The sequence below is a fragment of the Siminovitchia thermophila genome, from assembly GCF_016909185.1.
Taxonomy (GTDB): domain Bacteria; phylum Bacillota; class Bacilli; order Bacillales; family Bacillaceae_C; genus Siminovitchia; species Siminovitchia thermophila.
Genome location: NZ_JAFBFH010000024.1, coordinates 17742 through 41416 on the forward strand (window position 1 = coordinate 17742; position 23675 = coordinate 41416).

The window sequence follows — 23675 nt, forward strand, 5'->3', positions numbered from 1 at the left end:
GGAAGAAGGCCTTTGTCTTTACTGTAAAAAGCTTGTTCCAAGATGTTGAAAAAGCCCGTCAACTAATTTCATAAACCCTCCTCTCAATACTGATATGTGCCGGCAGTCATTACGAGCGTTTCCATCATTCGACCAATAATCACCTTTGCGCCAAAAACAGCTGTTTCGAAAATCAGTCAGACTTCCTTTCAATACAGCTAAATTGCTCGCTTCTTCCTCCATTACATATAGCTCCTATCCGGCATGCGAGTTTTACATAACAAGTTCCCCGCCTATGAAAAAACATGTTATATTGTCCATATGTATTTCTACATTCTGATCGAGCGGCGTTTTTTCCGACTATTTTACATTTCTAACTCGAAAGGGTGATCTAATTGCCATTTTATGTCCGGAAAATGCAAAAAAGCGATATACCGCAAGTCCGGCAAGTCGCCAAAACAAGCTGGAATCATACATACGAAGGAATCATACCATCAGAAATACAAGAAAGGTTCTTGGAGTTCGCATATAGTGATGCGATGCTGAATAAACGGTTGGCAAGATCCATGATGTTCGTTTCGGAAGTTGGCGAAAAAATAGTTGGTTTTGCCGGCTTTTCTCCTGTACAAGAAAATGGCCATGCGGAACTTACAGCAATATATATTGATCCTGCTCACCAAAGCAATGGGCTGGGAACAGCCTTGCTCAACGAAGGGCTTAAACACTTAAACGATGCGCAAAACATATTTGTAAACGTTGAAAAGGAGAACGATTCCGGAATAGCATTTTACAAAGCAAAAGGATTTACGACTGTCACAGAATTCGCTGAGAAGTTTGACGGACATATTTTAAAGACAGTGAGAATGGTCTTGAAGCTGTAAGATAATGTATGAAAACACTCCGCTGGGCGCCACCTTATGAGTAATACGATTGGCAGATTGAGATGAAATTTCTACGTTGAATGTAAAATAACAAACAGAATCCATTTGGCCTTTTTCGAAATGGATTCTGTTTGTTGAATGATTACTCTAATGTTCTTTTTTCTTTTACAAGCTTTTGGAATTCTTTTTCCAACTCTTCATTCGGTTCAACGCTCAAACGACTAAGCACTTCTGATATTTTCGTTTCCAGTACGAGAAGCCGATCGGCCTTTGCATCTCGTGTTTTTTCACGTTTATCCGCTGCATATTGTCTATACGTTCCCTCAAACATGTCAAGCTTTCCATCGCGAATCACCATTATCCGAGTGGCGACCTTTTCAATCAGCCGGCGGTCATGAGAGACAAAAATGACGGTTCCCTCATATTCTTGTAACAGCGATTCTAACGCGCCGACGGCTTCGATATCGAGAAAGTTTGTCGGTTCATCCAATACCAATGTATTGCTGGCGCTCACAAATATTTTGGCGAGCGCTGCCTTGACACGCTCTCCACCACTCAAAGCTGCAACCGGCTTATGAACATCCTCCCGAAAAAAATGCAATCTTGCCAATACGGTCCGAATAAATGTTTCATCCTGATTGGAAGTGGAACTAACGTTTTCCAATATCGAGTTATCAACATTCAATATATGTAAGTTCTGGCTGAAATAGCCGATCTTCACGGCTGGAGAAACAGTGATCCCCTTTTCTTGATGGATCAACTTTTTCACAAAAGTGGTTTTTCCACTGCCGTTGGGACCGATAATCGCGACCTTATCTCCACCGCGAATATGAAAGCTCGCTTTGTTCCAAAGAAGGCGGTCATCTATGGTACCTGTTACATTCTCTACCCGAATCATAATCCGGTCTTTGAATGACTCTTCATTGGGCAAACCCATTTTAAGTGGAGGAAGCTCTCTCATTTTCTCGACTTTTTCAAGCTTTTCCAACCTCGTTGTAATGGCCTTTGCCGTCTTTTGCAGCTTCTTTTGTTTTTTGGCAAAATATGGTTTCGCGCCCGTTATTTTCGCCTCTGATTTGCTGACCTTTTTTGGTGCTTTCGTTGCTTTTTCGGCTTTTCTTTCTTTGGCTTTCAACGCTTCTTCCAACTGCTTTTTCTTTTCTTCATATTTTTCATAAGCGAGCTTATGTTGACGATGCTCCCATTCTTTTTGCTTTTCATAATCAGAATAATGACCGGTATATTCTTTGATCTGCCCCTCATTGATTTCCCATATGGTCGTGCAAAGCGCATCCAAAAATGCCCGGTCATGGGATACAATCACAAAAGCGCCCGGCCATTCAGCCAGTTTTTTTTCAACCCATTCGATATGCTCCGTATCAAGATTTGTTGTCGGTTCATCAGCAAATAAGATGTTAGGTCCCTTGATTAGCGTTTCTTGAATATATTCCTGCGTCACTTCTCCCCCGCTTTTCGTAGTATCTGTTCGTTTTAGCTGCGGTAACAGTTCACTCGTCACATGCCGGATCACTGTCCCTTGATCCGGAACCAGTTTTCCCGACAACACGTTCAATAGAGTGGTCTTTCCGCTGCCATTTCGTCCAACGAGGCCAATCCGATCATTCTCCTGAATTTCCAGCCGCTTTATATCCAGCAATAAACGATCCTTGATATAATGCTTTACATTGAGTGCTTCTAATAAAGCCATGTAACCATCCCCAATCTCTAAGATCAGGGGACAAAAAACGCCCCCTATTCGAATTCAGAATAGGAGGCATAAAGTATAGGCGGACAACAAAAAAAGACATGAATCCCTTGTTGGGCCCAACTAAGAAAAACCAATCCTATTCTGAAAACGCTGTTAAAGGCAACATAAATAAACGAGATATACATCTGTTTAAAAATCGCCTTCCATTAAAGGTTTTCGTAAATAGGATTAGTTCAGCATTCAGTTGGTTCACCCTTCCGATCATTTAATATACTTTCACTTTATAGCGGATTTCCACCATTGTCAAATGGTTTTCACACTGTTTGGTCTTTCATCTTAATTTCACACTATAAAACCTCATGCTTTTCGGGACTTCTTTTATCTCAAAAACCCCTTTGTAAATAAGCGTTCTGAGCCTGTATTCCAAAAAAGCATCTCCTATGCTCTGATCCAAATTCCCCAGCACTTCACCGATCACTCTCGTTGATAATATAGAGTCATAATGATCGTGATCAGCTTGCAGTTTTTGGGCACACTCTATTATAAAGGCATCAAAATAATGTTCGCTTACAGATTTTATTTGCCCCTTTTCCCAAATTCGCAATACTTCTTTTGTATCTGCAAGGGCCATCCATTCCCCTTCATACCTTTTTCTTTTTTCCGCATTCAGCGCATTTGACCGCATCTTGTGATCAATGGCTTTCAGTTTTTCCGGTTCAATTTCTCCCGTGTGCAGACGAAAACTTTGATATTCCTCTGTATCATATAGCTCCTTATAGGCTAGCGTTGAATGGATGAGAAAAACGGGATTTGCTTTTTCCTTCAATAAGTACAGGATGTACCGCATGCCCGTTTGTTCATCCGCATTTTCAGCCGTCCACAATACAATGGGGAGACGATCCGGGATAACTTTGATTTCTTCGAGAGCTTTTAGAAATTTTTGCTTATACTCTTCTTCCATATAATCCATCTCTATATGGATATGGTTCTTCAGCCACTCATAACGGTGTTGACGGCCGACGTCACGATGAAGCTGCCATATCGGCCCCACAGCAAAGAAATCAGGAAAGCCGATCACTTTGTTTTTGTGGTCTAAGCCTACTCGTAGCGAACCTGCGGCAGCTTCTCCACATGCAATATGGACAGCTTCATATTCCCGCTCCAAGTACGAATCATTTTGACATCCGTCCACAATCTCATCGTACAAGGAGTAAAGCTCTTTGATCATTTCATCTTGAATTTCCGGAGATTCCTTCATCAGGTCCAACCGGTACATGATGTTTACCAATATGTTCTTTGCCTCACTCCCAGGTAATTGATCAATGATTCGAGATAAGTCTTTCATAGTAAGCTGATTCTCCTTTCTCGTCTTCATAAAGAGATGGAATTCACTTAGTCGCTGGAATGAGCCGTTTTCCCACTTTGTGCCCAATAAGAACAATTGGCATTAATGTCAATCCGATTGGAAAACTGATCAAAATATCCGTAAATGAAATGACATTTTCATGAAGTAATCGATAAAATAAATAAACGGAATAGGGTAAAGTGATGCCGACAGCCGTAACAACACCCGGGACAAGCATTTTTACATATAACGCCTGCCCAACATGCATGAATACATGGAGCAACAGCACCGTATTGAAACCCAAGAAAAATAAATACTGTCCTTTTTCAGCCGCCATGAAGGTAAAGGGAACAAACACAATAAACTCAATACATACGGCAACCGCAAACTGCGATGAAGTGATTTGTGAAAACGACTGAACATCTTTACGGAACTTTTCAGGAATCTTAAGCTCAATCTGATCGTAATATTTTCGCATCCAAGGTTCGATCCGGATGATTTCTTCGAAATCATGAAGCATGAAAGCAACAAGAAATAGCCAAATCAATGAGTGTATACTGATTGCGGAATCAAGCAAGGAAATCAATTTACCTGCCTCCTTTCCGGCCAATTTCCCCACCAAACAGACAATCTCTTACTCTACTAGGTGCTGGAGATTTTTAACTTCATATGTGATTGTGAATATCAATCTTTTTTATCCCGCATGTAAGGTGCCATATCCACCACTTCAAGACCTGAGTTGATCCAAAAAAGGTCTAAGTGGGAGATAACGGCAGCTAAATGCCCGATTCGTTCAATTAACAGTCAGTAAGAGATGGAAGAAAACGCCTACTGAATGAAGTTTCACTTTATCCCTCATGTAAGGTGCCGTAAGACTCCCACTTCAAAATCTTGGGTGAATACAAAAGGTGCATGTGGGAGTAAACGGCACCTAAATGCCCGATTGGTTCAACTAACATTCAGTAGGAGCCCTACTGAATGAAGTTTCACTTTATGCTTGTCCCATGGGTTCCAACGATACATGACAAAGAAGCAAATACCGCCAATGATCAGTCCCGTCGCTACGTCCGACGGATCATGATGTCCCACCTAAACTCGGGAAACAGCCCCTAATAACGCCATGCTCAACGTGAGCCCTCTCCATTCGGGAGCAACAATCCATCATAATGCGGCAAACACAAATAATCCCTTGGTCACTCGGGGGACGACGGAGGGGCGGATTTTTCAAACAGTATATGTACGTCCTCCGCTATAAAAGGTCTTTCTCGGTTCGCCGTATATTTTAAAATCCGGCTAATCAATAAGGCTGCAACAAGCGCTATGATGCCGTAACCCCCGTACAAGCGCTGCTTTTTAAAAACGGCAATTAGAACGACTGTAAGGATAAAAGCGTATATTCCCCACTTTGAACTTACAATCATCATGTCATCAACCAATTGGAGGTTTCCCGCAAAATCATGATGACATGAAAAAAATCGCGGTCCATTTCTTTCTCCTTTTTCTATTTCATCATTCAATCATATGATGAATGTCTGTCCGTGACAATGAAAAATTTGCTTTTCAATCACCCCATTTGTCTTGTAATAACTCTATTTCTTTTTCATGTGACATCTCCTCTTTAGGGGTTTCCAAAATAAAGGGGATGTCCGCCAACTGCGGAGTCTTTACGATTTGGGCAAATTGATTCTCTTTTATGAAACCAGTCCCAAATATAGAAGCGTGACGGTCTTTTCCTTCACGAGTGGCATACTTGGAATTATTAAAATGAATGACTTGCAACTCGTCGAAATAACCAAGCTCCTGCCCTTTTTCCAAGACGTCATCCCAATTTTCTCCATCCCACAATCCACTGGAAAACGCATGGCATGTATCAAAACAAAACCCGATTTTTTCCGGATACTCACATAATTTTCGGACTTGGACGTGCTCTTCTATCGTAGTTCCCATCGTTCCAGGCAAGCCCGCGTTGTTTTCCAGCAGGATTTTGGCAGTTCCATCCCACCGGCTCAGAATATCATTCAGCACTTCAATCATAAGTTGATAGCTTTCAAGCAAGGTCAGATGAGGAACCGGTTTGCCAAAATGAACGACAACTCCAATTGAACCGCAAGCCTCTGAAATTTCCAGGTCATTTAATAATGAATCCGTTACTTGCTCACGTTTATTTTCATTGTTCGGAGTTAAGCTGGTGGGATAAGGAGAGTGGCTGACGGATAATAGGCCATTTTCCTTGCAAAAGTTGTTACATAATGCCGCATCTTCCTTGGGATAGTCTTTTACAGATAAACTTCGGGGGTTTTTCGGAAAGTATTGAAAAGCGCCGGCATTCATTGCGTACGCTCGTTTTGCAGCTCCTAGGTAGCCGTCTCGTATAGACAGATGGCAGCCAAATTTCATATAGATTCTCCTTATCGTTCATGCTGACAACTTTTAAAATGTTCCACTGGACATTAATGGATTTGTCCCGGTTGATCGCTACTCCTGTAATGGTTTTATTCAAAATCAATTGCTCCAGTAAGATTTTATCCCGCATGTAAGGTGCCGTAAGACTCCCACTTCAAAATCTTGAGTGAATACAAGAGGTCTAAGTGGGAGAAAACGGCACCTAAATGCCCGATTGGTTCAACTAACATTCAGGAGGAGATGGAAGAAAACTCCTACTGAATGAAGTTTCACTTTATCCCGCATGTAAGGTGCCGTAAGACTCCCACTTCAAAATCTTGTGTGAATACAAAAGGTTCAAGTGGGAGAAAACGGCACCTAAATGCCCGATTGGTTCAACTAACATTCAGGAGGAGATGGAAGAAAACGCCTACTGAATGAAGTTTCACTTTATACGTTTCCATCTCTGGAAATTCGGGCATTGTTCTTCCTCCGTTGTTTGAGAACTGATATGTTCAGTATTCCTCAATATGAGAAAATGATGAAATCAATATAGGGGTATGATATAGAGATGGTCTGAAATGATATGATGGAATAGAGTGCCACGACAGAAATGACTTGGACGGGCTACAGATTGACGAGAATTTAATTCACGCCCCCATATTGAGTGCGACGGAAATGGAGTTCAGCGAGAGCCGATGCCACGCACTCATAAAAGGTAGTGGACAATGCTTTTTTTAAAAAAACATGTGTGCAATATGGCGTGAAATAGTTCCGTAGCTGAAATGAACCCTGGGAGAAAAGGCGGCCCATTTTTCAATTTGGAAAGGGGCCATGAGGCTGACCGAAATTGACAGCAGTCATAAAGAGGTTATCAAATGAGGGGCTGATTCGTTATGATTTGCTACTTGAATGTAGCGGCACGATTCTCAAATAGATCCCCCAAAAGGCCTTATATCCTTTATTGGATGGCTCCCTTTTCTTGATGGCAAAAGATCGTCTCAAACGGCAACAGTCCGGAGAAACTTTTCAACTTCTTTTTTTAAACCAACAGCCAATTTGATTTGCTTTTCAGGTCTGTTTTTCTTTCAATCGGAATGATCTCGATTGCGAACATTCATTTGCGCAAAGGAAGAATATAACTGATAGCCAAAACAAAACAAATTTCATTTCGGTACGATTGATGCAAAATATAATGCTCATTTTTTTATTGGCAACTCAAAACAGACTATCACCTTTTAACACCGCTAATGTTGAAGAAAAATTGTTATTTTTACTCTCGCTTTTGGATTTAAGAAATAACAACACGACTGACGATATCAACCACCATAATGTCAAGGTTTTCACCCTTCATTTTTTAAAAGAGAAACATCATTAGCTTTAAAATCACTTTTGGGATACAGACATATATTTTGTAAAATAAGCACCTAAAATCAATAAAATCATAGTGATAGACCAACTAAATAATCCCATAAAATCAAGCCAATAAGCCAATACGTTTGTTATAGCGATTAGATAAAAACAAATTGAGGTTAAAGCGCTTTTTATCCCTGTTACTCCAGCTTTTTTTCTCTTTTTTATCACAATACATATGGAAAATATGAGGGCGCTTAGCAGAATTATAGTTAAAATAATCGGTATCAATTTATTTGTCACCTCACATACTATCTTTTCTACGATCTGCAACTCAAATAGTTTCGTTTTTCAATGTAATGTTTTTTTATACGGTCGTCATAGTACATTGCTTTGATACTTTATGACATTACCTGGTTTCATCGCTATTTTTTTCCTTGTGTAATACCAAACTTTGAAATTTTTCTCTGATTTCATTCTTCAAAATCACTATTGGACTCTGCTACTAAATCTGAGAGAGCATCAATGCGAACTGAGATGTAAAACGATAAAGCTCTCTACCTCATACTGATGCACTTATTTGAAATAATTTGGTATATATACAGAGTTTTATATAAACTAAAATAATGAGCAGTATTTCCGTTAGGGACAGGGTTGAGCATCTTCCAAATCAACAAACCGGGCTTCAATAGCCAAACAATTGAATTTGTAAAAAATAAAAAGCCTTTGGAGCTTTGAAATAATTATTGATCATTTGGAATAAGTCCGATCATTCACAAAAATTTTGATACAATTAAGTTAGAGAGAATGGCGACAGCTCCAGCAATTGAGCCATTTAATGGAGAAAAAACATCAAAAATGGAGTACTTATAATATACTGTCCTAAAGAAGGAGAAATCATAATGGTCACATACAATAAACGAATATTAAAATTAGCAATTTGATAGATCTGATGTTCCAAGATTAATCGAGCTGTCTGCATCAGTTGGATGGGATTATGTTGAAAAAGAAATTGGAACTTTCTGTCATCAGGTAAAATATTTGGACATAAAAATGCCGAGGGGGAAATTGTGTCTAGTGCCGCAATCATCCCTTATGATACTTTTTTAGCTTCCATTGGTATGGTTATCGTAAAGATTTTAGAGGTATGGGAATAGGGAAAAGGCTACTAAGAAATGTATAGAAAGTGTTTCTAAGGGAACTGTCATTATACTCATTGCAACAGAAGAAGGAAAACCCCTGTATGAAAAAATGGGCTTCAATACTGTTGATTTTGTTCATAAATATATATGTGATCATTATATAGCTAACACTAAACCGTTGAATAACAGTGAGATTATCATTGAAGAGTTTAGTGAAGTTGATATTGATGAATTACTTAAGCTTGGTGAAAACGCTTTCAGAGACAAAAGAAGTCGTTTTCTTATGGCTCGAATAAAACAATCTGAAAAATGCTTGGTTGTTAAAGATAATAATGGCTTAATTGTGGGATATGGACTTTCCATTTCCGGATCAATAAATCTCATATTGGGTCCCATTGTAGCGCCAGACTACCAAACAGCAATAATTTTAATAGATAAATTATCTTCAAAGCATCAAGGAAAATTAAGAATTGATGTGCCATCAGGTAATAATGAGTTTATGATGTTATTGGAAAAAAATGGATTTGTTAATGTAAATCAACCTCTTATAATGGTCATGAATGCTGTTAATATGCCTTCCAGAAACAATACCTTGTTCGGAATTGCCGCCCAAGTTTTTGGGTAATTTGTAAAAACATCGACTTGAAAATAATATGCAGATCTTTAAAAATCTTCATAATAAGCAGACATCATGGCACCCTCCTTTTTAAATAAATGGGGAGGGTGCCCCCTTGGATTTTGCCAAACTTTTTTTTAAGCCTCGTTCGTTACACCCTGGAATTGAAAATAATTTACATTACATCTGGACACGGTTCAGACTAGCAAAAATACCTCCCCTATCCAATAGTTCATCGTGACTCCCTTGTTCAGCGATTCCGTCTTCTGTCACGACGACGATCCGATCAGCGTTTCGGATCGTTGCCAAGCGATGAGCGATTACGAGAGTAGTGCGATCTTTAGCGAGCTCGGCGAGCGCTTTTTGAATCATCATTTCTGTTGCGGTATCAAGAGCCGACGTCGCCTCATCCAAAATCAAGATTGGCGGATTTTTCAAAAACATCCGCGCAATCGCAATCCGTTGTTTTTGTCCGCCGGACAACTTGAGCCCCCTCTCTCCCACTTCTGTTTCGTACCCGGCGGGAAGGGAATCAATAAAACTTTCAAGATGAGCACGCCTCGCCGCTTCTCTGACTTCTGCATCTGTTGCATCAAGCCGGCTGTAGGCAATATTTTCCCGGATTGTTCCGGTAAACAAAAACACATCCTGCTGAACAATGCCAATCTGCGAGCGGAGCGATCGTTTTGTCATTCTTCGTATATCTACGCCATCGATCGAGATGGTTCCCTTATTAACATCATAAAAACGTGGAATAAGTGAACAGATCGTTGTCTTTCCTGCTCCTGAAGGCCCAACAAAAGCAATTGTTTCTCCGGCTTCAATCTTCAAGTTGATTCCTTCCAGCACGGTTTGGCCTTTTTCATAACCGAAGGTGACATTTTTAAACTCGATATTTCCCCGTAATGCAGGTACTCCAATGGCGTCTTTTTCATCCACAACATCTGGCTCTTGGTCAACCAGCTCCGTAAAACGTTTAAAGCCAGCCATGCCTTTTGGATAAAGTTCCAGTAAAGCACTGATTTTATCAATTGGTTTAAACAGTACGTTTACATAGAGAACAAAACCGACAAGTTCCCCATATGACAGGCTGCCGTTGAAGCTTAACCACGCCCCGAACACGAGCACCATAAGAACCACAAACCTCGTTGTCATATACATCCCCGAAGAACTATACGACATGACCCGATAGGCACCAAGCTTTGCCCGCCGAAAGTTCCGGTTGTTTTTCGTAAACCTCTGTATCTCATACTCTTCATTTGTAAACGATTGAACAACTCTTGCCCCGGACACACTGTCCTCCACCCTGGCATTCACATCTGCGATCTCGCTATACATTTGCTTCCATGCGCGATTCATTCGAATATTGCAAAAAGTGATTAACCAAATCAACAGCGGCATCGCGAAAATGGTAACGAGTGCCAGTTGAACATGAATGGTCAGCATAATCCAAAATGCCCCGACAAACGTCATTATCGCAATAAACAAGTCCTCTGGACCATGATGCGCCAATTCGCCAATGTCAAACAAGTCGTTCGTGATTCGGCTCATAATATGCCCTGTTTTGTGATTATCAAAAAATCGAAATGATTGCTTTTGGACATGCTCAAACAACTGTTGCCGCATATCTGTTTCGATATTGATTCCAAGCATATGTCCCCAGTAATTGACAATATACTGTAAAAAGGTGCTGAGGACGTAGAGCAGCGCCAAAGCGATACTGACAGCGACAATCATTGACCAGTCACCGGCAGGAAGCAGTGTATCAATAAACCATTGTACCGCTAAAGGGAACGCGAGCTCCAGTACGGCCACGACCACCGCACAACTGAAATCAAGAATAAATAATTTTCTATGGGGGAGATAATAGACAAAAAAACGACGAACCATTTCCAACGCTCCCTAAAAGCCAACATTAATGTAGATTATATGGACAGGAATTTTATAATGCAAGGAATTTTTATTGTTTTTTATTCGTGACAAATAAAAAACACCCAGGTAGCACTTGAGGGCATTTGAACATCTTTTGGAACTTGACTCTTTTAAACTACACACCGACACTGGGCGCACTAAAATAAGAGTCAATGAAAAAATCATCAACTCTTTTTTCATCATACTCGCTCTTCATCAAATCACTAATAGATTCTTCCATGCATTTTCTTTTTATTATGAACGGAATAATAAATGGTTTATATTTTTAAGAACGTTATATACATGCTATCTATTTCTCAGCCAATATTCATTGCAAGTTATAAATTGTAGCAAAATCCAAGTTTTTCATTCTTGTCTTCCCTAACTATGCAGATTTCCCCTTAACCAAGGTCGCTGTCGATACGGGCCAATCGGGATTTGAATGAGGCTGGTTTTTCCTTGTATGTTGTAAATCTCATCACACAATTTCGGATCAAATCCCAGAAGTGGATGTCCCCCCATGTCGAGTGCCGATGCTGCCAATAGTATTCGTTGTACAAGCATGCCCGCTTCCATTTGTTGGATACGATATCCTCTGTACCCCAGTTCCGTTTTGAAGTAATCTTTGCTCCCTCCTACATGCAGGCAGAGCGGTATCTGAAACATATTTACATTACTTCCCGACAATCCGGATTGTAACAGTAATCGAAAATCTCCAGATTGTATCCGGCGTAATGCGTGAGCTGAGCGGTCATAACGATAAGCACCATCCGGAATACCCTCGATATGATACAAGCAACAGTAAAGTGAGACGCGTGGCTCATGCTCTTTTTGATCAAGTCCATCCAAATCATTTCTGTATGAAAAAGAATCCATTGCCTCCTTCAGCAAAGTAGCCAACTGCAACTGACTTACCTTTCCGAAAACGAAATCTATATCTGGTGAAAATCGCTTTCTGCAGACTTCCGCTAAATCATATGACATTCGCTTCACGTGGGGCAAAACAACCGCTTCACCTTCACATTCAAAATTTCCCTCAACTTTGATTTGCCGAAACGATCTAGTTGTTTCCATCATGGATGCTTCATTCATTTTGGTTAACGCCTGATACTCTAAAACACTTCGGGACTGTGCATCGTGAACAGGTTGAATCGCCGGCAACTCTTGACACAAGTCAGTGCTGGTGAAAGCTGCGTCTGTGTCGCTCTCATCCGTAAAGTTGCTTGTTGGCTCAACTGATAGCGGGATAACCGCATAAACGCTCTCCTCCTGTTCAGAAAGCCCAAGCAGGTGGTTGATGGCTCGATCAAGAAACTGAAAGTATACCCCAGAAGCGAGGCCAAAGCGCTTTGCCACTTCCAGTAACTGTCCAATCAACACACCGGCATCCAATCCTTGCAGACGATAGGAAAAATCATTGTACTTAAAGTAATTTTTCCAAAACATTGTCGACACAAAAACAGTACCAAAACAATCGGATATATGACATCGATTACAAAGAGCGCGCGATATATATGAATCGAAGTTTCCTTCCCGCAGTAACACCAATCGGTGATGTGCCACATCATAATGGTAAACACCCGCAGGAACATTCTCCAACTTTAGATAAATATACAATTCATTGGGATACAATGCGCCACCGGAAGGTACAAAACGCCTATGCGACTGCATGAAATCCATTTCGGCATCCAAGGAATTAACCGATTCGCAAAATTGAGTAATACCAAAGACATACCAAAGAAAATGACCGATTCCATATAAGTCAAGCTTTGAAAATGCTTCTCTGCCTTCAAGCGTCAGCGGCACTTCCAATGAAAGCGGAATCGTAGGCAAACCAAGGTAGAGCTTATACGAAAGCGGCGCATCGTCCCAATCTACTTCCCATTCTGCCGGAACTGCCTTATCAATGTTAAAATGGAGATTGTATAAAAATTCCTCTAAACTCATCCTCCTGCCTCCTAGCCATCGGTTACGGGAATGGATGTGGATATGGATTGAGTTGTTCCAATGTGAGCGGTTGTCTCTCATAACCGAGTTCCATTGGTACCTTGAGCACTCTATCCAGCCCTGTTAAGCGGGTAAGATGTTGCCCGAATGTCATCGGCAACATCCCTGGAATCAGTACTTTCACACAAAACAGTCCGTTTCGTCTGATTTCCGGTGTCGTTTGATCGACTACTATTACATCCAGGTTCAATCGGCTAAACACCTTAAGAACATCCCGCAGTTCATCAGTAAGATCTGCATGCCCTTCCCTGCATTTGAATTCATCTCCAAACGTTCGCAATGGACGATTATTTGCCAGCAAAAAATGCAAGCGTTCTTCCGCTTCCGGCAACCCATACAACATGCCATGATCATCCATCTTCCGCACAAGGGAAGAGTTTTGCAACATTCGCATATACTCCTGCTTATTAGTCTCAAAATGCTCATCGAGTATTAGCATCATGCCAGCCAACTCATGAACCGCGCTCTTCGCAGCTCTTATCGGATCCAGATGAGCACCAGCAGCACTGATGATATTTAGCCCCTCTTTTTTTCTGTTTTTCGCCAACACCAAAACACTTGGAATTCCGTTTTCCATCGTTGAGTTAAAAAAATACAGATCATATCCACCCACTGTCCGCACACGTTCAATCATCAGCTTTAACTCTTGGTCATCAGTGGAGAAAGGGTCTATGCGCGGGAGTGTCAGCTCGGCATACCAAGTTATCAGAAACGAATCACGCTCAACGACTTCCATAATACCGTAAAAAATGGCCTCCTCTAAACTTCCGCCTACTGCACATCCATTGGAAGTTTCATAGACAAAACCCCCTCCGCAGCCCAAGCTGTAATAAGCAAGCAACTCTGGAACCAAAATAGGTCGTTCGAGCAAAAATGAATAGCCCCACACCCAATTAATAGGTTGATCGGGATGAAATGCTTTAAAAGGAAAATCGGACTGTGCATACTGTTCTTGAGAGTGAACGCCTACTTTGATGGGATTGAGTGCCCGGTCTTCCAAATGACGAAAACTGTCATGAATGACTGTTCGTTTTCCAAGGGGAGACAGACCACAATGCCTCTCCAATCCTTCCAAAATAGCTGTGCACTCACTAATCATATATGAATGAGTCCTGCCAGCCACTCCTTCGTCCCCGCTGAACAATGGCAGATTGACACTTACATCGGCAAATGGCAGAACAAGCTCATACGTTTTAGCATTTAATAAACCAGTCCGATGATCGAGATAGTCTTTGATTAGTACATTTTTCAGCTCATCCATCGAACGGCAGCGGTAACTGTCGCTATGGATCTTAAGACTGGGCTGCAGAGAAATGCTGGCCCCTGCAGGTGAATCATTGGGTAAATGGCCGCAAAACGGGCATGATGGGTCGGGAAGAAACGAATGCCACGAACCCTTCAACGTTTTCAGATTCACTAAAAATAAGCGGCCTTCCGAGTAAGCCTGAGCGCCCTCCAATACTTTCCTTGCCTCCGCCTCAAGAAGGCAGGCCAGCTGTGATAGTCCCGTGCGCGATGCCCATGCGTCACGCGGCACTTCTCCGTACGCTTCCAGTCCCTTCTCTATTTCCCACATTTCATTGCGGTCTCGCCCAGCCATAAAGCGTCGCTTATCGGCACAATTGGAACATCCTGGTGTACCAGGACGTACAAGCGGTCCAATCACACCCTCTCCAAATGAAACAAAGCCTCGCAGCCACGGGATCCCGCTTGTCCGCAACACTTCTTCCGCCTTTTTATGAATGGAAGGATGCCACATATCATGTAATACTAGAACAAGATCAGCTGTTTCCGGTACCCCCGCCTCAAGATTGATACGGCGAACTACTATGTCTTGAGCGCACAGTTCTTTTGACATAATGTCTGCAAGCAACCCTTCTCCTACAACCGCCACTACAGCACTCATCGTGATCCCTCCTCCCGCAACAGCACACCAAATACGCCTGCGATTCCTTCTTTCAAAAATGGTTCCAAGGCCAAATCAAAGACTAAGAGCCTCTTGTTGTTACGCTCCAAAACTTGCATAGCGGAACGAATATCTGGTCCAGTTATCTTTTCACAAGCCGGGATTTCAAGTCTTAAGGGAATCTTTTCTTCCATTAAGATGGACGAAGCCTTCAATGTTTTCAACGTGAGTGAAGCTTCTTTGTTTTGGGCCTTCATAAGCACTTGTTGTAAAGCTTTTCTTAATGCCATTGTGATATTCAAATCTACACTGCCAAACCAGTTGTCCTTCGTACCGACCCATACCAAAGGGAAACCGGCCACTTCCTCTCCTAAACCAATAATTGGCAGTCCCTGCATGGTAGCCAGTGACTCCAGATAAAACCGACAGCGTTCATCCTCTATCTTAGCCAACTGCAATCGGGTAAAAGTCATTTTCTTATGGAACCGCTGCTTGTTCAGTTCCTCATCTAAACACCTTTGCAATCCCCGGCAAACACCTTCAACAAACGTTTCACCCGCACCAACGCCAATGAATTCCTGTACTGCCGCGCTTTCCTCTACTTCGTGAAATGAAGGAGTCATATCAAGCAAATCGACTGCTTGCGACACATATGCTTCAATTCCGGCCAGACCAGCTTCCCTGCGTGCTTCCTCATGCGTCAGACCGGTACAAACGATTTCCGGCAACACCTCCGCAGGTCCCTCAGACAATATGTCGGCTACCTGAACCCGGCACTGAGCTAAAGGCAGTTGCTTCAAATCCCCCTCATCCCAAATATGGAAAATCCCGGATTCCTCTGATGTTAACTGATCGAAATAAAGAAGTAATTCATCCGGTTGAACATCTATGTCTGGTTTTCGTTCGCGACGCAATTCTAAATCTCTTACCCATTCAGCAGATAAACGTCGGCCTGCCACCAACGGATGGGGAAAAAAAGAATACCAGTTCCCTTCCAATGTATTCAGATCAAGCAGGTAGAATTGGTTGTTCGGTTCAGTTCCGGCCACTCTTGTAATCTCTTTAAACAAATCAAACACCATTACATTAGCCAACATTGCGCATGCTGTAGCAGAGAAACCGGGAGCCTGCTGTTCGCCAGAAAATACAGTTCTATGCACGCGCCTCCACGCAGACTCCCAACACCCCTTAGAGTCCGGACGCACCAACGGACCTGCCAGTCCCACATGCTGTTGGCAAATAGCTGGGAAAAAAGTCTTCTTCTCTTCCCTGCAAATCGTATGAAGAACTCTCAATTCCTCTATATCTCCCTCTTGAGATACATACAATATGAAATCAAACGGTTGAACAACCTCTCGCCAAGCACTTATCCCCTCCTTCTGAAAGCGGATCTCTTCTACCTCCACTTCGCTGTCTGTTTTACGAGAGTGTGCCACAATCTCCTTCAATCGCTGTCTATTGGTCGGTACAGTATCCATCATTAACATTTGGAACTTTGGCAAACCGGATTGAAGCAACGAGGATACCAACGAGACGAAAAAAGGACCAGAGCCGACTGCCAACACTTTGGACTGACGATAGGTTTGAAATCGGTTCGCACCAGAACCTCCCAGACTATCTAAAAACTCAATTTGAGAAGCATATTCTTTAACAACCTGATCCATCAACTGATGCGGAAGATCTTGGCTCACATCCCGAACATATCCATTCCGGTACAGTACTTCAGCAATTTCATAGATACGATCCCGGTATGAACCTGGTAATTCCTCCGTTAAATCTTCCAGCGTGTACTCACCGTTAAACATCGGCAATAACTTTTCAATCCACTGATCGATTGCGCTTCCTTCCATGCGGAAAGAACTGACGTTATTTCGGAAATACACACTATTGTTTGAATCAGGGAGAAAAAACGTATCTCTTTTCACCTTCAAGCGCATATCAGGGGTCACATTTGGCATTCCGCTCCTCCTTACCCTTAACTGAATCATCATTATCAATATAATGTTATGTAAAGGAACTTGTTTCTTATGTTAATCTTTTAAAAAAAAGTCCCCGCACAACTTATACAGGGACCTTTGGTATTTTTTTTAACCACCGCATCGACCACCGCAACGGCCGCCGCATCGACCGCCACAACGACCACCACAGCCGCCACCACAACTATAGCAACGGTAACAACTAAAACAACTATAGCAGTTAGAACAATTGAAACAATTAAAACAACTATAACATCGAAAACAACCGCCATAGCCGCCAAAAACGCCGAATTGTCGAGAGGAATCCAAATTGTACTGGCTATAGTCCCAAGGAATTGCCTCACTTGCTTGGAAATCACCCACATTTAACATTTGTAGTTCGTTTTGGAAATCGTTCATTTTTGCCGCCTCCGAAAATGTAATGAAAAGATCTTCCAGAAGTATGGAAAGGTGAACAAAACCAAATGGAATTACAAATGTGTAACTGCTGATTTTAAGTCCACCTGTACTTCAATACTCACAAATTATGAACGATGGGTGGGTATTGTTACTGATTCCAATGCCTATTTTTTATGAGTATTCGTACAACTGTTCATATAGCAAGAAGATCAATCATCAGCTCTAAAGGCGGCTGAGCAAACACTCGAATCAGCTGTCAGCCGCCAAATTGATTAAACCACTCTCGGGCCCGTCCAAAAGGCCTTGTTCTATTATAGGCTACCCGCAATGCTTTCGTATTATCTATAATCCCGTTCCCGTAGTAAATGTCTGGGCCGTTCCTTCCAATATTTTGTGTTGTTTGTGTGATGATATCCAGCACTTCCGTGTTCTTCATATCCGGATTTACAGAACGGATGAGGCCAGCCAAAGCGCTGACATGGGGAGCAGCCATAGATGTGCCGCTGAGACTTGCATACTGCCCGTCCGTAAAAGTGCTGGGAATATAAACTCCAGGCGCCGCTATGTCAATATGATCCCCAAAGTTGGAGAAATGAGCCCGCTTTCCTTCCCAATCGACCGCAGCTACACTGATGACCCCCGGCAGGGCTGCCGGGAAGCTCGGCTGAATTGTATTATCATTTCCGGCCGCTGCGATGACAATGATATCTTTTTCCAATGCGTAACGAATGGCGTCCTTTAAAATGACAGAGGGCTGATAATTCCCCAAGCTCAGGTTGATGACGTTAGCCCCATGATCGGCCGCCCAGCGAATGCCCTCAGCCACATCAAAGGAACCGCCAATTCCTTCGGCATTCATCACTTTTACCGGCATAATCGGGTTATACCATGTAATTCCCGCCACCCCTTCGGCATTATTCGTCACCGCCGCGATAATCCCGGCTACATGAGTGCCATGTCCATTATCGTCATCCGGATTGTCATTTTGAGCAAGAACATTATACCCCTCTGCCAACCGGCCGGATAAATCAGGGTGATCCAAATCCACACCTGTGTCAACTACGGCAATTTTTACATCTTCCGAACCCCGCGTGACATTCCATCCTCTTTCTGTTCCGATCGCCGGCAGATTCCATTGATAATTGCGAAAAAAAGTATCGTTCACTTCATTTTGCAAATAAATATAATGCGGTTCAGCAAACGCAACTTGATCGTTTTGGGTAAAATATTGTATCAATTCAGCCGTGGATTGGCTATTTGATTGAAAAATATAGACGGAATCGAGTTTTTTCTTCAGTTCCCCGTCAATTTCCCGGACTATTTTATGGATTTCCGCTTCAGTAGGAGGACCTTTAAAATCCACAACGGCTTCTTTATCGTAGTAATGACTTTGATCCTTCTCATTATGGCGGATGATTTTGATAGAGGGGTTGCTGTTCAATTTCATTTTTATATTGTTGCCGACAGAAAGCATATCTACTTTTTGAATACGGGAACTTTCTTGCTGTAAGTTATTCACTTGTAAATTTCTGACACTCTGGTCTTCGTTGGAGTGAAAAGGCTCTTGGTCCGCTTGCCTTTGAAAGTTCACTCCCATAATAGCCGCAAACCCCAAAATAAAGAATAAAGTAATGATAATGGCCTTTCTTCGCATAGTTGCACCTCAAGTTGTGACATGAAAATGGGAGCAAATGATCCCTGTTTACCGTATATCCTGTCCAACATAAATTATTTTATAATGGGTAAGTTCAGCCCATAAAAAAATGAGTTGACGGATAAACCATCAACTCAGGGATCAAGATAAAAGGAGCCAAACTTTTATAAAAATCAGCCCTGACAAAGCAGATATTCGGTTTTCCCTTCCTTACTTGGGAGGTGGCCGTCTGGCTTTTTTTGGTTTTTGGCTGTTTTATTCTAATCATATTCCCATTAAAAACTGGAAAGCTTTTTTCGAAAAAAAACAAGGACAGGCTTTCTCCCCCTGTCCTTGCACATTATCCGGAAAACTTCGCGCCGAATTCTTTCATGATCGCTTCAACCTCTTCAACATGTTCTGGTTTTAACAAGCTTTTCATTCTGGGCATAAAGCTCTTGAGATAGCTTTGGTCAAAACTTCTTTCATCCAGTTTCTGAAAGCTTTCGGAAAGTAACACTTCGGCTTTGTCCTGCTCGCCCTCTTTTACTCTTTCCAAAATAAACGACTTGAATTTCTGTTGTCCTGGATTCATCAGCATGCCCCCTATCATGTTCATTCTTCTATTATAATCGTTTTAACGCAGATCAATCCATAAGAAATACTTCATCACCCACCTGAATGTCACCGGTTTTTATGACAGAAGCATAAACACCAAAATGATTATTCCTTTCTTTAACAACTGTTTTGAGCAAGCTGGGGTCCCGTTCCGCATGATTGGGGTCGACCGTGATGATCATGCATCTTTCACAATGTCTTTTTAGCTCTATTTCAACTTGCTTGCCTATTTTTATTTTTTTGCCGAACCATTCCTCTTCGATAAAAGGGATTTTATCTTTTAAAGAAATCAATAGATTGGGACGAAAACGTCGATAATTGACCGATTTCCCCCATATTTCTTGCAGTTTTTCGACGGAGGCATCCGTTACAAGTTGAATATGCTCCTCTTCTATAGCCCCGAGAGGAACTTGCTCGGGTGTATAAACAATTGACGCTACTTCCCTGTTTGCTCTATTTTCAATATCCTTTATCAGATCTTCATCTCCCCAGTTAAACACTTTTCCAGCTGGGGTCGTTATTTCCACTCTAGGATACCGCGTCATCGATTCCTCTCCCGCGAATCTCGCTTTATAGCGGACCATTCCCGGAAATTGAGTAATGGTTAAAAACTTCCCGGGGCGCTTTTTATCTAAAAAGGCGTGGCTTCGATCACCGTATAAGCCATACGCCATTACTTTCGTCTTGTTGACTCTCTCTCCGTGAAAAGATTTTACAGGATGACGAACAATTTCCTTGATATGGCCGATCAGCATTGTATTCCCTCCCGCGTCTGTTTTATTCAATGGTAACATGCCGGTAACAGCTTCAACACTATATTACTGACTTTCCGCTGATAAATCCTTGAAAATGAAGAAAATAGCAACCTGGTAAAAGTGATCGCACCTAATGGAAGTACGTTTGTACATTCTAGTTAGTGAACTTTCTGAACTTTTGCCAGGCGGTGATTTCCCGGGAAGGAATCCCGGCTTTTTATATCAAATTGAAAAATATGTATATCTTTCCTCTGCCAACTTATTGTTTTATCCCGCATGTAAGGTGCCGTAAGACTACCACTTCAAAATTTTGGGTGAATACAAAAGGTCCAAGTGGGAGATAACGGCACATAAATGCCCGATTCGTTCAACTAACATTCAGTAGAAGAGGGAAGAAAACGCCTACTGAATGAAGTTTCACTTTATCCCGCATGTAAGGTGCCATATACACCACTTCAAGACCTGAGTTGATACAAAAGGTCTAAGTGGGAGAAAACGCACCCAAATGCCCGATTCGTTTTCAACTAACATTCAGTAGAAGAGGGAAGAAAACGCCTACTGAATGAAGTTTCACTTTATAAGCTCCAATAAAGTAAGCAACCCTTCTTTTAATTCTTCCAACGACGCATAGGCGTATGAAAGGCGAATATGATGTAAATCCCTTGTTTCATAAATGTAGCCTGGATTAATTAAGACATGATAGTGAAGCAATTTTAAAAAAAGAGCCTTGTTCACGACCGGTTCATGGAACCTGAGCCATATGTAAAAACCGCCCTCCGAGTTTTTCCAACTGGCCACCTTCTGAAAATGCTGTTCTAATAATCCTTCTACAAATGCCGCTCTTTTCTTCAATTGAGTACGGAGATTTTCCAAGTGAATGTCGTATAAACCGGTCGATATCCAGTGAGCAACAATTTCTTGGGAAAAGGCGCTTGAACCATAATCCGTTTGCATCTTAATATCTGCTAATCTTTTCACAACAGGTTCAGGCGCAACTACCCAACCAATCCTTAAACCCGGGCTTAGTGTCTTGGAAACACTGCCGATATATAGCACTTGTCCTGATGTGTCAAACGACTTGATAGGAGGAGATGGCCGCTGAAATAATAATTCATGGTATACATCATCTTCAATAATGGGAATTTGCAGCTCTTTGCACACTTCATACAAATGTTTCTTTTCCTCCAAAGACCAACTGTGCCCCGTCGGATTGTTTAATGTCGGCACACAATAAAATAAAGATTGCCTGTTTCTCTTAATTTTTCGCAAATGGCCACCCAAGCGACTATTTCTTAAAACGGATATCATACGCATGCCGGCTGATTGAAAAGGATGGACGGAATGTAAATATGAGGGCTGTTCCTGGAATACAATCGAGCCCTGTTCTAATAGGCCCATGGCAATTAATTGAAGCGCTTGAAGCGCACCGGAAACAATCAGTATGTTTTCCGGGGCGGTTTCGATTCCCCTGGCTTTTAAATACTTACATAAAATGCCGCGCAACTTTTCGCTTCCTTGCGGCGAGGAATAACCGATTGCCTTTTGTTCAAGTGATATTTCTTGTAAAGACTGCTCCAGCAGTTTTGTTGGCAGCAATTCAGGTGATAATTCACCTGTTCCAAGCCGGATGATCCGATCATTTTGTTCAAACTCATTGATCAGTTGAATCGTATGATAGTTCGGTTTATAGATACTTGATTCAATATGCTTCTTCCAATTCGGCTGGACTTTTCTCAAATGCATATTCCAAACATTATTCGCCACGTATACGCCTGATCCGACCTTCGATTCCAGCCACCCATCCGCCCGTAATTCATCAAGAGCGAGCTGCACCGTACTGCGATTCACTTCACACTGTGCCGCAAGCTGACGCTGTGTCGGAAGTTTCGTACCAACTGTCCAATCCCCTCTCTCAATTCTGGACTTGATCCATTCAACAATTTGTTCATGAATCGTCAAATGAGAGTGTCGATTCGGTTTCCAACTCATCCTATCACCCCTAAATTGGATGGATAGAAAACCATCCAATTGGCTGTTTTCTTTTAGATGTAACATAGTACGCTAGAATTAGAAAGAAAAAAAGAGTAGGCCGATTCGGTTTCCCATTCGCCTCACCATCCCTAAATGGTTGGGCAAAAGACCATCCAATTGGCCGTTTTCTTTTAGTTGTAACATAGTACGCTAGAATTAGAAAGAAAAAAGAGTAGGCCGATTCGGTTTCCCATTCGCCTCACCATCCCTAAATGGTTGGGCAAAAAACCATCCAATTGGCCGTTTTCTTTTAGTTGTAACATAGTGCGCTAGAATTAGAAAGGAAGCTGATCGTTTTGGAAAGCATTCTACACGGAATCATCTTGGCATTCGGCCTCATTTTGCCTTTAGGTGTGCAGAATGTATTTATATTTTCACAAGGGGCCACCCAGCCAAAATGGATTTGGTCCCTGCCTGCGGCTATTACAGCCGGTCTATGCGATACATTGTTGATTCTTTTGGCCATCTTAGGAGTATCCGCCATTGTGTTGCAATTTGAATGGCTGCGGATGGGCCTCATGGCTGCAGGCATTTTATTTTTACTTTACATGGGGTACGTAATTTGGAGGGCAAAACCCGCAACAACTGAGACGAATAAAGCATTGCCAATCCGCCAGCAAATCATTTTTGCCTTGTCCGTCTCTTTATTAAATCCCCATGCTATCTTGGATATCATCGGCGTCATTGGGACAAGCGCTTTAAAATATACCGGATGGGAACAAATTCTTTTTACAATTTCCTGCATTTCAGTGTCCTGGATTTGGTTCTTTGGATTAACAGCGGCGGGCCGGATCATGAAGCAACTGGATGGCGGAGGAAAATTAATGAACATCTTCAACAAGTGCTCAGCGCTGTTTATATGGGGAACTGCGCTTTATCTCATGCTTGACTTTATTTGAACAGCCCCTTCAAGCTGAAAATAATTTTTTGCATCCCTGACATAATGCTGTCAAGGAGTTGCTGTATAGTCTTTTATATATTGACTGCAGGAACGAACCGTTATGGCTGAATATCAAATGATGCGATTGGTTGG

19 protein-coding genes are annotated in these 23675 nt (G+C 42.0%); 3 read left to right on the plus strand and 16 right to left on the minus strand.

The window, feature by feature from the left end; all coding sequences use genetic code 11:
* Positions 1–18 precede the first annotated feature (18 nt).
* Complete coding sequence (locus tag JOC94_RS15405) at positions 19–222, minus strand: hypothetical protein (protein ID WP_077110441.1); 204 nt, start codon at positions 220–222, stop codon at positions 19–21.
* A gap of 152 nt (positions 223–374) precedes the next feature.
* On the opposite strand from JOC94_RS15405, the gene JOC94_RS15410 reads away from it, so the two are divergent.
* A complete protein-coding gene (locus tag JOC94_RS15410) occupies positions 375–860 on the plus strand; it encodes a GNAT family N-acetyltransferase (protein ID WP_139345587.1) in 486 nt (161 codons plus the stop codon).
* A gap of 142 nt (positions 861–1002) precedes the next feature.
* Here JOC94_RS15410 and JOC94_RS15415 read toward each other — a convergent pair whose 3' ends face one another.
* The 6 genes from JOC94_RS15415 to JOC94_RS15440 form a co-directional block, all read right to left on the minus strand.
* Positions 1003–2568, minus strand: coding sequence for a Vga family ABC-F type ribosomal protection protein (locus tag JOC94_RS15415; protein WP_077110439.1), 1566 nt, complete (start codon positions 2566–2568; stop codon positions 1003–1005).
* 331 nt (positions 2569–2899) lie between these two features.
* Positions 2900–3913, minus strand: a complete 1014-nt coding sequence (locus JOC94_RS15420) for a DUF1835 domain-containing protein (protein ID WP_077110437.1) — start codon at positions 3911–3913, stop codon at positions 2900–2902.
* Positions 3914–3956: 43 nt separating this feature from the next.
* Positions 3957–4532, minus strand: coding sequence for an HXXEE domain-containing protein (locus tag JOC94_RS15425; protein ID WP_253191863.1), 576 nt, complete (start codon positions 4530–4532; stop codon positions 3957–3959).
* Positions 4533–5106: 574 nt separating this feature from the next.
* On the minus strand, positions 5107–5349 hold the full coding sequence (locus JOC94_RS15430) for a phosphatase PAP2 family protein (protein ID WP_139345586.1): 243 nt from the start codon (positions 5347–5349) through the stop codon (positions 5107–5109).
* A gap of 124 nt (positions 5350–5473) precedes the next feature.
* A complete protein-coding gene (locus tag JOC94_RS15435; RefSeq protein WP_077110433.1) occupies positions 5474–6310 on the minus strand; it encodes a deoxyribonuclease IV in 837 nt (278 codons plus the stop codon).
* A 1371-nt stretch (positions 6311–7681) separates the two neighbouring features.
* Positions 7682–7939, minus strand: coding sequence for a hypothetical protein (locus JOC94_RS15440; protein ID WP_077114154.1), 258 nt, complete (start codon positions 7937–7939; stop codon positions 7682–7684).
* Between the two features lie 960 nt (positions 7940–8899).
* Here JOC94_RS15440 and JOC94_RS15445 point away from each other — a divergent pair.
* The gene (locus JOC94_RS15445) at positions 8900–9415 is read left to right on the plus strand and encodes a GNAT family N-acetyltransferase (RefSeq protein ID WP_236017125.1); all 516 of its coding nucleotides are present in this window, start codon (positions 8900–8902) and stop codon (positions 9413–9415) included.
* 171 nt (positions 9416–9586) lie between these two features.
* Here the strand turns inward: JOC94_RS15445 and JOC94_RS15450 are convergent, their stop codons facing one another.
* From JOC94_RS15450 to JOC94_RS15490, 9 genes are all read right to left on the minus strand, one after another.
* Positions 9587–11296, minus strand: coding sequence for an ABC transporter ATP-binding protein (locus tag JOC94_RS15450; protein ID WP_077114156.1), 1710 nt, complete (start codon positions 11294–11296; stop codon positions 9587–9589).
* Between the two features lie 402 nt (positions 11297–11698).
* Positions 11699–13264: a SagB family peptide dehydrogenase gene (locus JOC94_RS15455; protein ID WP_077114158.1), complete on the minus strand. Its 1566-nt coding sequence runs from the start codon at positions 13262–13264 to the stop codon at positions 11699–11701.
* A gap of 22 nt (positions 13265–13286) precedes the next feature.
* On the minus strand, positions 13287–15230 hold the full coding sequence (locus JOC94_RS15460; RefSeq protein ID WP_077114160.1) for a TOMM precursor leader peptide-binding protein: 1944 nt from the start codon (positions 15228–15230) through the stop codon (positions 13287–13289).
* Positions 15227–17188: a putative thiazole-containing bacteriocin maturation protein gene (locus JOC94_RS15465; RefSeq protein WP_077114162.1), complete on the minus strand. Its 1962-nt coding sequence runs from the start codon at positions 17186–17188 to the stop codon at positions 15227–15229. Before JOC94_RS15465 ends, JOC94_RS15460 begins: the two co-directional genes overlap by 4 nt.
* 129 nt (positions 17189–17317) lie before the next feature.
* On the minus strand, positions 17318–17605 hold the full coding sequence (locus JOC94_RS15470) for a heterocycloanthracin/sonorensin family bacteriocin (protein ID WP_077114164.1): 288 nt from the start codon (positions 17603–17605) through the stop codon (positions 17318–17320).
* Positions 17606–17861: 256 nt separating this feature from the next.
* Positions 17862–19259, minus strand: coding sequence for a S8 family peptidase (locus JOC94_RS15475; RefSeq protein WP_205179798.1), 1398 nt, complete (start codon positions 19257–19259; stop codon positions 17862–17864).
* Between the two features lie 340 nt (positions 19260–19599).
* Positions 19600–19833, minus strand: coding sequence for a hypothetical protein (locus tag JOC94_RS15480; protein ID WP_077114170.1), 234 nt, complete (start codon positions 19831–19833; stop codon positions 19600–19602).
* A 52-nt stretch (positions 19834–19885) separates the two neighbouring features.
* The gene (locus JOC94_RS15485; protein ID WP_205179800.1) at positions 19886–20611 is read right to left on the minus strand and encodes an MOSC domain-containing protein; all 726 of its coding nucleotides are present in this window, start codon (positions 20609–20611) and stop codon (positions 19886–19888) included.
* Between the two features lie 570 nt (positions 20612–21181).
* Positions 21182–22600 (minus strand): aminotransferase-like domain-containing protein, encoded by a 1419-nt coding sequence (locus JOC94_RS15490; protein ID WP_205179802.1) that lies wholly within the window; start codon positions 22598–22600, stop codon positions 21182–21184.
* 338 nt (positions 22601–22938) lie between these two features.
* Between JOC94_RS15490 and JOC94_RS15495 the strand changes: the two genes are divergently transcribed.
* On the plus strand, positions 22939–23541 hold the full coding sequence (locus tag JOC94_RS15495; RefSeq protein WP_205179804.1) for a LysE/ArgO family amino acid transporter: 603 nt from the start codon (positions 22939–22941) through the stop codon (positions 23539–23541).
* Positions 23542–23675: the final 134 nt, after the last annotated feature.